The 12239-nt window shown below is 72.3% G+C and carries 13 protein-coding genes; 10 read left to right on the forward strand and 3 right to left on the reverse strand.

The window, feature by feature from the left end:
• Window positions 1-76 precede the first annotated feature (76 nt).
• The 4 genes from AC5RV6_RS06410 to AC5RV6_RS06425 all read left to right on the forward strand — a co-directional run bounded on the left by AC5RV6_RS06410 (window position 77) and on the right by AC5RV6_RS06425 (window position 2766).
• Window positions 77-394, forward strand: a complete 318-nt coding sequence (locus tag AC5RV6_RS06410) for a rhodanese-like domain-containing protein (RefSeq protein WP_494006436.1) — start codon at window positions 77-79, stop codon at window positions 392-394.
• Window positions 391-1344 (forward strand): prephenate dehydratase, encoded by a 954-nt coding sequence (gene pheA, locus AC5RV6_RS06415; protein ID WP_494006437.1) that lies wholly within the window; start codon window positions 391-393, stop codon window positions 1342-1344. Before AC5RV6_RS06410 ends, pheA begins: the two co-directional genes overlap by 4 nt.
• 38 nt (window positions 1345-1382) lie before the next feature.
• Window positions 1383-2354, forward strand: coding sequence for a DNA topoisomerase IB (locus AC5RV6_RS06420; RefSeq protein WP_494006438.1), 972 nt, complete (start codon window positions 1383-1385; stop codon window positions 2352-2354).
• Between the two features lie 100 nt (window positions 2355-2454).
• Window positions 2455-2766 (forward strand): hypothetical protein, encoded by a 312-nt coding sequence (locus tag AC5RV6_RS06425; RefSeq protein WP_494006439.1) that lies wholly within the window; start codon window positions 2455-2457, stop codon window positions 2764-2766.
• Window positions 2767-2799: 33 nt separating this feature from the next.
• On the opposite strand, the gene AC5RV6_RS06430 is transcribed toward AC5RV6_RS06425, so the two are convergent.
• A complete protein-coding gene (locus tag AC5RV6_RS06430) occupies window positions 2800-3924 on the reverse strand; it encodes a diacylglycerol/lipid kinase family protein (RefSeq protein WP_494006440.1) in 1125 nt (374 codons plus the stop codon).
• A gap of 56 nt (window positions 3925-3980) precedes the next feature.
• Between AC5RV6_RS06430 and serS the strand changes: the two genes are divergently transcribed.
• Together serS and AC5RV6_RS06440 are read left to right on the forward strand one after the other, a co-directional pair.
• Window positions 3981-5258: a serine--tRNA ligase gene (gene serS, locus AC5RV6_RS06435; protein ID WP_494006441.1), complete on the forward strand. Its 1278-nt coding sequence runs from the start codon at window positions 3981-3983 to the stop codon at window positions 5256-5258.
• A gap of 106 nt (window positions 5259-5364) precedes the next feature.
• Window positions 5365-6222, forward strand: coding sequence for an HAD family hydrolase (locus tag AC5RV6_RS06440; protein ID WP_494006442.1), 858 nt, complete (start codon window positions 5365-5367; stop codon window positions 6220-6222).
• On the opposite strand, the gene AC5RV6_RS06445 is transcribed toward AC5RV6_RS06440, so the two are convergent.
• Complete coding sequence (locus AC5RV6_RS06445; protein WP_494006443.1) at window positions 6219-6848, reverse strand: hypothetical protein; 630 nt, start codon at window positions 6846-6848, stop codon at window positions 6219-6221. The two genes, AC5RV6_RS06440 and AC5RV6_RS06445, sit on opposite strands and share 4 nt — an antisense overlap.
• Before the next feature lie 117 nt (window positions 6849-6965).
• Entirely contained in the window at window positions 6966-7511 is a 546-nt protein-coding gene (locus AC5RV6_RS06450) for an inorganic diphosphatase (RefSeq protein ID WP_494006444.1), read from the reverse strand.
• Window positions 7512-7751: 240 nt separating this feature from the next.
• Between AC5RV6_RS06450 and dacB the strand changes: the two genes are divergently transcribed.
• From dacB to hpt, 4 genes are all read left to right on the forward strand, one after another.
• Window positions 7752-9194, forward strand: a complete 1443-nt coding sequence (gene dacB, locus AC5RV6_RS06455; RefSeq protein ID WP_494006445.1) for a D-alanyl-D-alanine carboxypeptidase/D-alanyl-D-alanine endopeptidase — start codon at window positions 7752-7754, stop codon at window positions 9192-9194.
• A gap of 73 nt (window positions 9195-9267) precedes the next feature.
• Complete coding sequence (locus tag AC5RV6_RS06460) at window positions 9268-10395, forward strand: zinc-dependent metalloprotease (RefSeq protein ID WP_494006446.1); 1128 nt, start codon at window positions 9268-9270, stop codon at window positions 10393-10395.
• A gap of 3 nt (window positions 10396-10398) precedes the next feature.
• Window positions 10399-11523 (forward strand): tRNA lysidine(34) synthetase TilS, encoded by a 1125-nt coding sequence (gene tilS / locus AC5RV6_RS06465; RefSeq protein ID WP_494006447.1) that lies wholly within the window; start codon window positions 10399-10401, stop codon window positions 11521-11523.
• 13 nt (window positions 11524-11536) lie between these two features.
• Entirely contained in the window at window positions 11537-12088 is a 552-nt protein-coding gene (gene hpt, locus AC5RV6_RS06470; RefSeq protein WP_494006448.1) for a hypoxanthine phosphoribosyltransferase, read from the forward strand.
• Window positions 12089-12239 lie beyond the last annotated feature (151 nt).

A 12239-nucleotide genomic window follows, 5' to 3' on the forward strand; every position in this document is an offset into this window, starting at 1 on the left:
GGCCGCTATAGGCTGGATGCCGGGAACAGACCGCGGGCCGGCAGGCCTGCGCCGCACCGACCTGAGGACAGGTGACATGGAAAACGTATCAGTCGAATCCCTGACCGGCGACGCCGTCGTTCTGGACGTCCGCGAGGACTATGAATGGGCCGCGGGACACGCCGAAGGCGCCCTGCACATTCCCCTCGACGAGCTGCCCGACCGGCTGGGCGAGCTGGACCCGGACACCGACGTCGCGGTGATCTGCCGGACCGGCGGCCGCAGCGCCCGGGCCACGCAGTGGCTGGAGGCCAACGGCTACTCGGCCGTGAATGTCACCGGAGGCATGGGTGCGTGGCTGGAAGCCGGCAAGCCGATGGTGTCGGAGAACGGCCAGGAGCCCACCGTCGTATGAGCGCGGTTCCGGCGCCGGCCCCCGTCTATACGTTCCTGGGTCCCGAGGGGACGTTTACCGAGGCTGCGATGCTGCAGGTTCCGGGGGCGGGGCAGGCGCGCCGGATTCCGTCCACCAGCGTCACGGCCGCCCTGGAGCTGGTGCGCAGCGGCGGGGCCGACGCCGCGGTCGTGCCGATTGAAAACTCCGTGGAAGGCGGCGTGAGCGCCACCCTCGACGCGATTTCCGCCGGCAGCAGCCTGCGGATCCTGCGCGAGATCCTGGTGCCGATCACCTTTGTGCTCTCCGTGCGGCCGGGAGTGGAACTGGCCGACATCCGCTCCGTGTCCACGCATTCGCACGCCTGGGCGCAGTGCCGCAGCTGGGCCGCAGCGCATATTCCTGAAGCGGAATACGTTCCGGCGTCCTCCACCGCGGCCGCGGCCGTCGGCCTCGCGGGGGAGCGGCCGGGCTACGATGCGGCGATCTCCGCACCCTTCGTCGCCGAAAAGCTGGGGCTGGACGTCCTGGCCAAGGACATCGGCGACGTCGCCGACGCCGTGACCCGATTCGTCCTGATCAGCCGCCCGGGAGAACTGCCCGAGCCCACCGGGGCGGACAAGACCACCCTGGTGGTGCCGCTGCCGGATGACCATCCCGGGGCGCTGATGGAAATGCTCGGCCATTTCTCCACCCGCGGGGTGAACCTCAGCCGGATCGAATCACGGCCCACCGGCCAGTACCTGGGGGACTACTTCTTCAGCATCGACGCCGACGGGCACATCCTGGACGCCAGGATGGCGGCGGCGCTGAAGGGCCTGCACCGGATCAGTCCCGGCCTGCGGTTCCTGGGGTCCTACCCCCGGGCCGACGGCCGGGAGCACACCGTGGCGCGGCATAACCGCAACGAGGCCTTCGAAGCCGCCGACACCTGGTTTGAATCGCTCGTCCGCGGGGAAGAACAGGGGTAGGACACGGCGGGCCCCGGCCCGCGCGAGGAGAGGCACCCATGCGACTGCGCCGAAGCAACTGTGAGCGGCCCGGCCTGACGCGCCGTCGGTACGGGCGGGGATTCTCCTACACCGACGCCCGCGGAGCGAAGGTCACGGACCGGCAGACCCTGGACCGCATCCGCTCCCTGGCCATTCCGCCGGCCTGGCAGGACGTGTGGATCAGCCCCTATGCCAACGGCCATATCCAGGCCACCGGCACCGACGCCGCCGGACGGCGCCAGTACCTGTACCACCCGCATTGGCGGGAATTGAAGGACCGGGAGAAGTTCGACCGGGCACTGGCCTTCGCGCAGGCCCTGCCCGCAGCGCGCCGGCTGATCACCAAGCACCTGCGCGACGAGGGCGTCGGCCCGGCGCGCGCCTACGCGGCGGCGCTGCGGATCATCGACGCCGGAGCGCTGCGCGTGGGCGGCACGCGCTATGCCGAGGCGAACGGCTCCTACGGCACCACCACCCTGCGGGTGGAGCACGTGAGCGTGGACGGCGACGAGGTGCGGTTCGACTTCCCGGGCAAGAGCGGCCAGGAATGGCATACCTCGATCACCGACCCCGACCTCGTGGCCGCGCTGGCGCCCATGCTGGAGCGCCCCGGGGCTGATACCGCCCTGGCCTACATCGGGGCCGATGGCGCCTGGCACAGCACCGACGGCGCCTCGCTGAACGCCTTCCTCAAGGAAATCGTGGGGCAGGACTTCACCGCGAAGGACTTCCGCACCTGGCAGGCGACGGTGGTCGCGGCCATGCACCTGGCCCGGGCCTTCGCCGAGGCAACCACCAAGCGGGCCCGGCAGCAGGCCGTGGCGGCCACGGCGCGCAGCGTCGCCGAGCACCTCGGCAACACTCCCGCCGTCGCCCGGAAGTCCTACATCGACCCCAGGGTGGTGGACCGGTTCCTCGACGGCGAAGTCATCCCGGTGACCGGCTATTCCGGTTCGGAAACCGCCGTCCGGCTGATGCTCACCGACTAGCCCCACGGCCCGGGACCGCCGGGCGCCAAACCGGACGGGCTTTCCCCGGAGGCAGATCATAAGTATGCTGATGACAGTCGATCGAAAGGAAGTTCCGACCATGAGCGAATATCCCGAGAACCAGGAACAGCTGCGCAACCCCAGCCCCAGCGGCCAGGCGCAGAACGACGACAACCTGCGCGGAGACGTCGGCGACCAGGGCAACGACATCCGCTTCGCCGAAGAGGAGGCGCTCATCCGCGAGCAGGCCTCCAAGCCGTCCATGAACACCAACGTGCCCGCCACCGACCAGGGCACCTACGCGGCAGCCGAGGGCGAGTACACCGACGCCGACGGCGCCAAGGGCGCCCCTTCCCGGGACTCCGGGGAGGAAAAGGGCGGCTACACCGACTCCGAGGGCACCGGCAACTAGCGCCCTGCCTCCGTGTGCACGGGCCGGAATCCGCTACGGGTTCCGGCCCGTTTTCCGTGCCGGCTCCACCGCCGGCAGCGTCTCCACCCGCACGGCCAGGGCCAGCGGCTCCACCCATGCGCTGACGGAGGTGGCCTCACCCGTCACGTCCCCGTCCAGCTGGGTGGCCGTGGGCTGCTCCACGCTCACCGTGACCCGCCGCGAGCCGAGGTACTCGATCACCGGAATGTCCCGCCGGTAGCCCGTCACCGCCTTGCCGGCCACCCAGGCCCAGCCGATCATGCTGCGCGGGCTGACCACCACCACGTCCAGCCGCCCGTCGTCCAGCCGGGCGTCCGGAATGAACTCAATGCCGGCCGGCATCCGGCCCGTGTTGGCGAACAGGACCGTGCGGGCCTTGCGGGCCTGCCCCGCACCGCCGTCGAGCGACACGGACATCCGGGTGCGCCGCTGCGGACGCATCAGCAGCCGCAGCCCGGCCTCGCTGTACGCCAGCCAGCCCACCCACCGCTTCAGGTCGTCCCGGGTGGCGGCAATGACCTCCGCATCCACGCCGATCCCGCCCATCACCAGGAACACGTCCCGGTGCCGCGCCCCCGTCACGGCGTTCTCCAGCTCCACCCGGCCCACGTCGATCCGCCGGGTGGCGCCGTGCAGGGCCACCGCCACCGCCGCCTCGGGGCGGCCGACGGGCAGGTCGAGGGCCCGCGCCAGCAGGTTCCCGGTGCCCAGCGGCACCAGCCCCAGCGGCGTGCCGGTGCCGGCCAGCGCGCGGGCGACCTCGCGGACAGTGCCGTCCCCGCCCGCGGCCAGCACGACGTCGGCACCCGCGGCCAGGGCCCGCCGGGCCTGGCCGTAGCCGGGGTCCTCGACGGCGGTCTCCAGCACCAGGGGAGCAGGCCAGCCTGCCTCCCGGCAGGCCCGTTCGAGAAGCCCGACGACGTCGTCGGCGCCCAGCTTCACGGGATTGCGGACCAGGGCCACCTGCACTGCCTGCCCTCCCGCGGTCGGAGCGGGCCCCTGCGGCACGGTGTGGACGCGGCGGCGCAGCAGGAAAACGGCCAGGAACGCCCCGAGCAGGAGGGCGACGGACAGCAGCACCGTCAGCACGGGCAGGGCGGAGGAGTCAAAGGGCATGGTGATGTCCAGAATAGCCACCCCGGCCCGGCGGAAACCGGCACCGGCACCCGGCCGCAGTTCGGTAGTCTTGACACGTGATCGATGTAAACGAGCTCCGCGACAACCCCGAAAAGTTCCGCGCCTCCCAGCGCGCCCGGCTGGCGGACGAGAGCCTCGTTGACGCCATCATCGCCGCCGACACCGCGCGCCGTGAGGCCCGCACCCGGTACGAGAACCTGCGCGCCGAGCAGAACGCCTTCGGCAAGCGCGTGGCCGCCGCCAAGGGCGAGGAAAAGCAGGCCCTGCTCGCCGAGGTGAAGGAACTGGCCGCGTCGGTCAAGGCCGCGGGAGCCGCCGCGGACGCGCTGCAGGCCGAGCAGGAGCAGCTGGTGCGCCGGATGGCGAACGTCGTCGAGGACGGCGTGCCGACCGGCGGCGAAGACGACTACGTGGTCCTCAAGACCGTCGGCACTCCCCGCGACTTCGAGGCCGAGGGCTTCACTCCCCGCGACCACCTCGAAATCGGCGAGCTGCTCGGCGCCATCGACATGGAACGCGGCGCCAAGGTCTCCGGCGCCCGGTTCTACTTCCTCAAGGGCGTGGGCGCCCGGCTGGAGCTGGCGCTGCTGCAGATGGCCATGGACCAGGCCGTCGCCAACGGCTTCACCCCGATGATCACCCCCACCCTGGTCCGCCCGGAAACCATGCAGGGCACCGGTTTCGACGTCGCGCACGACGCCGAGATCTACCGGCTGGCCGAAGACGACCTGTACCTGGTCGGCACCTCCGAGGTGCCGCTGGCCGGTTACCACGCTGACGAGATCATCGACCTCTCCGACGGGCCGGTGCGCTACGCCGGCTGGTCCTCCTGCTACCGGCGCGAAGCCGGCTCGCACGGCAAGGACACCCGCGGCATCATTCGGGTGCACCAGTTCAATAAGGTCGAGATGTTCAGCTACGCCCGGATCGAAGACGCCGAGGCCGAGCACCGCCGGCTGCTGGACTGGGAAGAGCAGATGCTCGCCAAGGTGGAGCTGCCCTACCGGGTCATCGACACCGCCGCCGGAGACCTGGGCACCTCCGCCGCCCGCAAGTTCGACTGCGAGGCCTGGGTTCCCACCCAGGGCCGCTACCGGGAACTGACCTCCACCTCCAACTGCACCACCTACCAGGCCCGCCGGTTGAACATCCGCGAACGCCAGGGCGGAGAGGCCAAGGGCACCCGCGCCGTCGCCACCCTCAACGGCACCCTGGCCACCACCCGCTGGATCGTGGCGATTCTGGAGCAGCACCAGAACGCCGACGGGTCCGTCACCGTGCCCGCCGCGCTGCGCCCCTACCTGGGCGGCATGGAAGTGCTGCCGGTCCGCTGACCCCTTGGCTCCGGGTGAACGGCCGGGGAACGGAGAACACCGGACGTTCACCCGGGGTGTGGCCTTTGTCCTACCGGCGTTTTCCCAAGTCTGCTTATATGAGTCGATGACATCTCTCACTGCTGCTGGCATCGAAGACCAGCTGAACCAAGACACCCGCAAACTGATCGCCCTCGACGTCGACGGCACCCTCGTGGACCACGACGGCCGGATGTCCGACGCCGTCCGTGAGACGGCCGAGCTGGCCCGCCGGTCCGGGCACGAGCTCGTCATCTCCACGGGCCGCTCCTACGGCGCGGCGCTGCCGATCGTGGAGCGCCTCGGCATCGAAAAGGGCTACTGCGTCTGCTCCAACGGCGGCGTCACCCTGCGCATCGACACGTCCACGCCGGAACGCTGGTCCGTGGTGGACCGCGTGGTCTTTGACCCGCAGCCGGCCCTCGACGCGCTGCGCCGCGAGCTGCCGACGGCGAAGTTCGCCCTGGAGGACGCCGACGGCCGCTTCCTGTCCAGCGAACGGTTCCAGGACGCGAGCTTCGGCGCCGAGGCCGAGGCCGTGGACTTCGAGCACATGCGCCGCGCCAAGGCGGTCCGTGTGGTGGTGTTCAGCACCGACAGCACCGCCGAGGAGTTCGGCGAGGCGGTGGGCGCGATCGGCCTGCACGGCGTCACCTACTCGGTGGGCTGGACCGCATGGCTGGACATCGCCGCGGCCGGCGTGTCCAAGGCCAGCGCCCTGGAGCAGGTCCGCCGGCGGCTGGACATTGACCCCGCCCACACCGTCGCGCTGGGCGATGGACGCAACGACATCGAAATGCTCGGCTGGGCAGCACGGGGCGTCGCCATGGGCGGTTCGCCGCCCGAGGTTCTCGAAGCCGCCGACGAGGTCACCGGGACGGTGCACGAAGACGGGGCAGCAGCCGTGCTGCGCAGCCTCGTGCCCGCCGGACTGGGCCGGGGCTAACCCAGCCCCGCCGCGGCCGGGACTGCGGCCGGCAGGCACAGCTGCAGCAGCCGTGCGGCGGCCGGCCGCGCGGCCTGCTCCTCCTGCCACTGGGACCGGATCACCGCCCGGCTCACCGCCTGGGCGGAAATGCCCAGCTCCTGGGCCGCGTACTTCTGCTGCCCGCGGGCGCCCGGCACCAGCAGGTCGAGCACGCGCCACTCCGCGGCGCTGCGCGAGGCGACGATGCCGGCCAGCAGGCACAGCACCGCCTCGGCATGCGCCGCGGCCTCCGGATCCGGGGCGACGACGGCCACCGGCTGCCGGTCCCCGGCCTTGCGGGCGGCCCGCTCCACGGCCAGCCGGGAAAAGCCCAGGCCCGGGCCCGACGCCGCGGCCAGCCCGGCGGGCAGCGGCGGCTCCAATGCGCCGACGCCGATGCCGATGTTCCAGCGGCGCTGGCGGACGGCCGCCAGCACGGCCTCGACGGCGGCGGCCGGATCAGCCGGCACGCCCTGGGCCTCGTCGCCCACGGACCGCTGGAAGGGCACGGCGGCCGGTATCGGCCGCAGCGCGTGCAGCAGTTCGGGAACCAGGTCACCGGAGCGCCGGCTGTCCCGCTGATTCATCGTCAGCACCAGATGCATGCGATCAGCATGCCAGAGCGGCCGCGGCGCGCCGGGTGACACTCCGGCGCAACGCAAAACGGTGCGGCCGCCCCCGCAGGGACGGCCGCACCGTGTGGTCCGCAGGTGCGGAAAACGTCAGTTGTTCTCGGTGTCGGCGTCGACGTCGCGGCCCTGGGGCTCGTCTTCCTCGCTCGCCTCGCCAAGGGCCTCGAAGCGCTTCAGCGACGCCTCGACCTCGGCCTCGGCGGCTTCGCGGCCGGCCCAGTCGGCGGCCTCGACCCACTTGCCCGGCTCCAGGTCCTTGTACTTGGTGAAGAAGTGCTTGATTTCGTCCAGCAGGAAGTCCGACACGTCGGAGATGTCCTGGATGTGGTCGAAGCGCGGGTCCACCGGCACGCACAGCACCTTCGCATCTCCGCCGCCGTCGTCAACCATGTTGAAGACGCCGATCGGACGGGATTCGACCAGCACCCCGGGCATCAGGTCCCAGTCCTGCAGCATGACCAGCGCGTCCAGCGGATCGCCGTCCTCGCCCAGGGTGTTCTCGAAGTACCCGTAGTGGGTGGGGTAGGCCATGGAGGTGAACAGCACGCGGTCCAGGCGCAGGCGGTGGGTCTCGTGGTCGATTTCGTACTTGACGCGGGATCCCTTGGGGATCTCGATGGTTACGTCGAGCTTCATTGCGTCTCCTAGGAAGTGCCGGGCCCCGCCGGGCCGCGGAAAAGGGTGCGGACAGTGCTGCCAACGCGCGTCGGCGGCCATGAACGGGACGGCCGCCGCGCCGGTTTAGTCTTAAAGATATATGTCCCGGGGCCCTCCCTGCGGACGGGGCACCGGAAACCGTGCCGAAACCCGGCACCACCGCCTCGGCGCGGGCGGAGCATGACGGGCGGCAACCACGGAAGGCAGCGGCAAGGACACATGGGGCGGCGGTTGGGTTCGGTGCTGCTGTTCTGCGCCTTCGCCGCGCTCCTGGTTCCGCTGGCCTTCCACGCCGGTCCGCCGCTGGCCAAAGCCCTGGCCGGAGCCCCCGACCGTGCCGCCGCGGTCCCCGCCCACCAGCGCCCCGCCGCCGGCGTGGGACCGGCCGAGGGCGTCACCCCGGCCGCCGGGCCGGCACCCGACCCGGCGGCGCTGGCTGCCCTGCTGGACCCGCTGCTGAGCCTGCAGGGCCCCGGCACGCTCTCGGCCAGCGTCATCGACGCCGCCACCGGCACCGAACTGTACGGCCGCGGCGCCGACACCCCGGCCACCCCGGCGTCGAACCTGAAACTGCTCACCGCGGCCGCCGCGGTCAGCACCCTGGGCGCCGACACCCGGCTCCGGACCACCGCCTGGCTCGACCCGGCCTCCGCGACCGTCGTCCTGCGCGGCGGCGGCGACGTGATGCTCGGGGCGGGACGCTCGGCCGGGGACCAGGCGGACCCACCGGCCGACGGCGGGCAGGACGGCGCGGGGGAGGACACCGCCGTCGGCCGCGCCGGCCTGGCCACCCTCGCCGCCGAGGCGGCCGCCGTGCTGGCCGGGGAACTGCCCGGCGGCACCGTGACCGTCACAGTGGACGACACCCTCTTCACCGGCCCCGCCCTGAGCCCGGCCTGGGCGGAGGGCGACGTGGAGGCGGGCGAAATCGCCCCGGTCCACGCCCTGGCCCTCACCTCCGGCTGGGCGGCTCCCGGCGTGCGGTCCGCCGACCCCGCGCTCGACGCCGGGGCAGCGTTCCGCGACGCGCTGGCCGCCGCGGCCGACGGCTTCAGCGTGGATCCGGAGCTCTCCCGCGGCACGGCCGGCCCCGAAGCCCGGGAAGTGGCCGCCGTCGAGTCTGCGACCATCGCCGAACAGGTGCGGCAGATGCTGCTCGACTCGGACAACTACGCCGCCGAGGCGCTGGGCCGGCTCACCGCCGAGGCCGCCGGGCGTCCGGCGTCCAACGACGGGGCGCGGACCTCGGTGCTCGAGGCCGTGGACCGGCTGGGCCTGGACACCACCGGCATGGCGCTCGGCGACGTCAGCGGGCTCGGCGAGGGCACGCGGGTCAGCGCCGGGCAGCTGTCCCGGCTGGTGGCCCTGCTGCTGACCGCGCCCGATGACGGGCTGCGCGGCGTCGCCCGCAGCCTGCCCGTGGCCGGGCTTACCGGCACGCTCGAAAACCGGTACGGCGACGGCAGTGCCGGCGCGGGCGTGGTCCGCGCCAAGACCGGCACCCTGTTCGCGGTGACCTCGCTGGGCGGCTACGTCACCAACGCCGACGGGCGGCTGCTGGCCTTCGCCTTCGTGGCGGACGGCCTGGACGGAAACCTGGGCGAGGCCCGGGCCGTGGTCGACGCCGCGGCCGCCGCGCTCGCCGCCTGCGGCTGCAGCTGAGGTGCCTGCGGGACGGTACGGCTGTTTGTCCGTTCCGGGTGCTCCCCGGCTCCGCCTGTGGTCGAATGGAGCAATGGAGCAGAACCTGCCGTCCGCACCGTCCACCCCCGAACTGGTCAACTGGGACCTGGCTGCCGGCACCGCAGCGGTCATGGCCCCGGCAGGCCCCCGGCTGTCCGCACGCGAGGTCCGCGAAGCCGTCGCCGACCTGCGCCGCCGGGCCGATGAATCCGTGCCCCACGTCCACCGCATCACCGGCTTGGAGGCTGCCCGCGACCTGCGCGACTCGCAGGTGCTCGTGGTGGACCGGGCCTCCTGGGCCAAGGCCAACTCCCGCAGCTTCGCCACCCTGCTCACCCCCGCCCTCGACCGGCTCGCGGCCACCCGGCCCGAGCAGCTGCGCCGCGCGAACACGGAGCTGGCCGCCACGCTCACCGGCGCGGAGCTCGGCGCCGTCCTCGCCTTCCTCGCCAGCAAGGTCCTCGGCCAGTACGACCCCTTCACCGCCGGAGCCGGCGGCTCCGGCGGGCGGCTGCTGCTGGTGGCCCCGAACATTGTCGAGGTGGAGCGGGAACTGAACGTCGAACCGGCCGACTTCCGGCTCTGGGTCTGCCTGCACGAGCAGACCCACCGGGTGCAGTTCGCGGCCGCCCCCTGGCTGCGCGGCCACATGATCGAACAGATCGGCGCCCTCACCGGCGGGCTCATGGACCACGCCGAAACGCTGTCCGACCGGCTCGGGCAGGCGGTCCGCTCCCTGGGCCGCGGCGTCGCGGCCGGGGCCGACGACGTCGCGAAGGCCGACGGCACAGACCGCCCCCGCGACGTGCTCTCGCTGCTGCAGGACCCCGGGGACAAGGAACGGCTCTCGCACCTGACCGCGGTCATGAGCCTGCTGGAGGGCCACGCGAACGTGGTGATGGACGCCGTCGATGCCTCCATCGTGCCCAGCGTGAAGACCATCCGGCGCCGTTTCAACGCCCGCGGCGCCTCGCACGGACGGATCGAAAAGCTGCTGCGCCAGGTCCTCGGCCTGGACGCCAAGATGCGCCAGTACCGCGACGGCGCCCGGTTCGTGCGCGCCGTCGTCGACGAAGTGGGCATGGACGGCTTCAACCGGGTCTGGGAGCGGGCCGAAAACCTGCCCACGGAAGCCGAGCTGCACGAGCCGGGCCTCTGGATCGCCCGCGTGGGTTCCTGACGGATGCCCGCTCCGAACTCCGGCGGCCGGCCCCGGCGGCTGCCGCCCCTGATGGGCCGTGCCCGGAACCTGGTGCGCGCCGCGCTGGCCGACGCCGGCGTCGGCCCGGGGCCGGGCGGTGCCGACGGCGGCCCCGCCCCGCTGGTGCTGGTCGCCTGCAGCGGCGGCCCCGACTCGCTGGCGCTGGCCGCCGCGGCGGGCTTCTTCCAGCGCCGCGGCGACTACCGGGTGGGCGCCGTCGTCGTGGACCACGGCCTGCAGCCGGGCAGCGGCGGGGTTGCGGCCCGGGCGGCGGCCCAGCTGCGCGGCCTGGGCCTGGATCCGGTGCTGGTGAGCGAGGTGCAGGTCGCCGGCAGCGGCGAGGGGCCCGAAGCCGCGGCGCGCACGGCCCGCTACGGTGCGCTCGACGCCGCCGCCGAGGACCTGGGCGCCGCAGCCGTCCTGCTGGGCCACACCCTCGACGACCAGGCCGAGCAGGTGCTGCTCGGCCTCGCCCGCGGCTCGGGCACCCGGTCGCTGGCCGGCATGCCGGAGCGCCGCGGCCGCTACCTGCGCCCCTTCCTGCCGCTGCGCCGCGCCGAGACCCTCGAGCTGTGTTCGATCGCCGGCCTGCAGCCCTGGCACGACCCGACGAACCGGGACCCGGCCTACGCCCGCTCGCGGGTACGCACCGTCGTGCTGCCGTTCCTGGAGGAGCAGCTGGGCCCGGGCATCGCCGAGGCGCTCTACCGTTCCGCGCGGATCCTGGGCCAGGACGCCGCGCACCTGGACGCGGAGGCGGCCGAGGCCTTCGCCCGGCTGCGCTCGGACCTGCCCGCCGACGCCGGCGCGCCGGCCGCGGTGCTGCTGCCCGAAGACGCCCTGCGCGCGCTCGATCCGGCGCTGCGCCAGCGCGTGCTGGCCCTCGCGGCGGTGGCAGCAGGAGGCGCCGGCCCCAGCTTCGAGCGCCTGCTCGCCGCGGAGTCGCTGCTGCGCAGGACCGGGTCCGCGGGGCCGGTGCAGCTGGGCGGCAAGGTCGAGGTGTACCGGCAGGTGCGCGGACGGCCGGTTGCCCACGGGAAGCCAAGCTGTGGCAATCTTGTGTTTAGGAAAAGCCGCAGCACCCCACCGCCAGCTGCCAACTCGTAACCGGGAGATCTTCGTGGATTCACACGACGTCCAGTCAGACCTTAAGCACGTTCTCTACACCAAAGAGCAGATCCAGTCGCGGATCGAGGAGCTGGCGGCCGACATCGACCGGGACTACGCCGGCCGCGACGTCCTGCTCGTGGGCGTGCTCAAGGGCGCCGTCATGGTCATGGCGGACCTGTCCCGCGCCCTGCACAGCCACATCACGATGGACTGGATGGCCGTGTCCTCCTACGGCTCCGGCACCCAGTCCTCCGGCGTCGTGCGCATCATCAAGGACCTCGAGACGGACCTGATGGGCAAGCACGTGCTGATCGTCGAAGACATCATCGACTCCGGCCTGACCCTGTCCTGGCTGCGCACCAACCTTGAGTCCCGCGGCCCGGCCAGCGTGGAGATCTGCACCCTGCTGCGCAAGCCCGACGCCGCCAAGGTCGAAATCGACGTGAAGTACGTCGGTTACGAGATTCCCAACGAGTTCGTGGTCGGCTACGGCCTCGACTTCGCCGAGAAGTACCGCAACCTGGACTTCATCGGCACCCTCGCTCCGCACGTCTACGAGTAGCCCGCCCGCCGCGTCCCTGCGGTCGGCATCACAGGCGGAGTACGGTCATCCGGGGGAACTAAAAGCCCCGGCAATCCGTGTTCCTTGGGGATGATGCACCACCGAACAAGATACTTTTGCGCATTCGCATGCGTTGCTGATCAGGAGGGAC

Source organism: Arthrobacter saudimassiliensis (genome assembly GCF_059090665.1).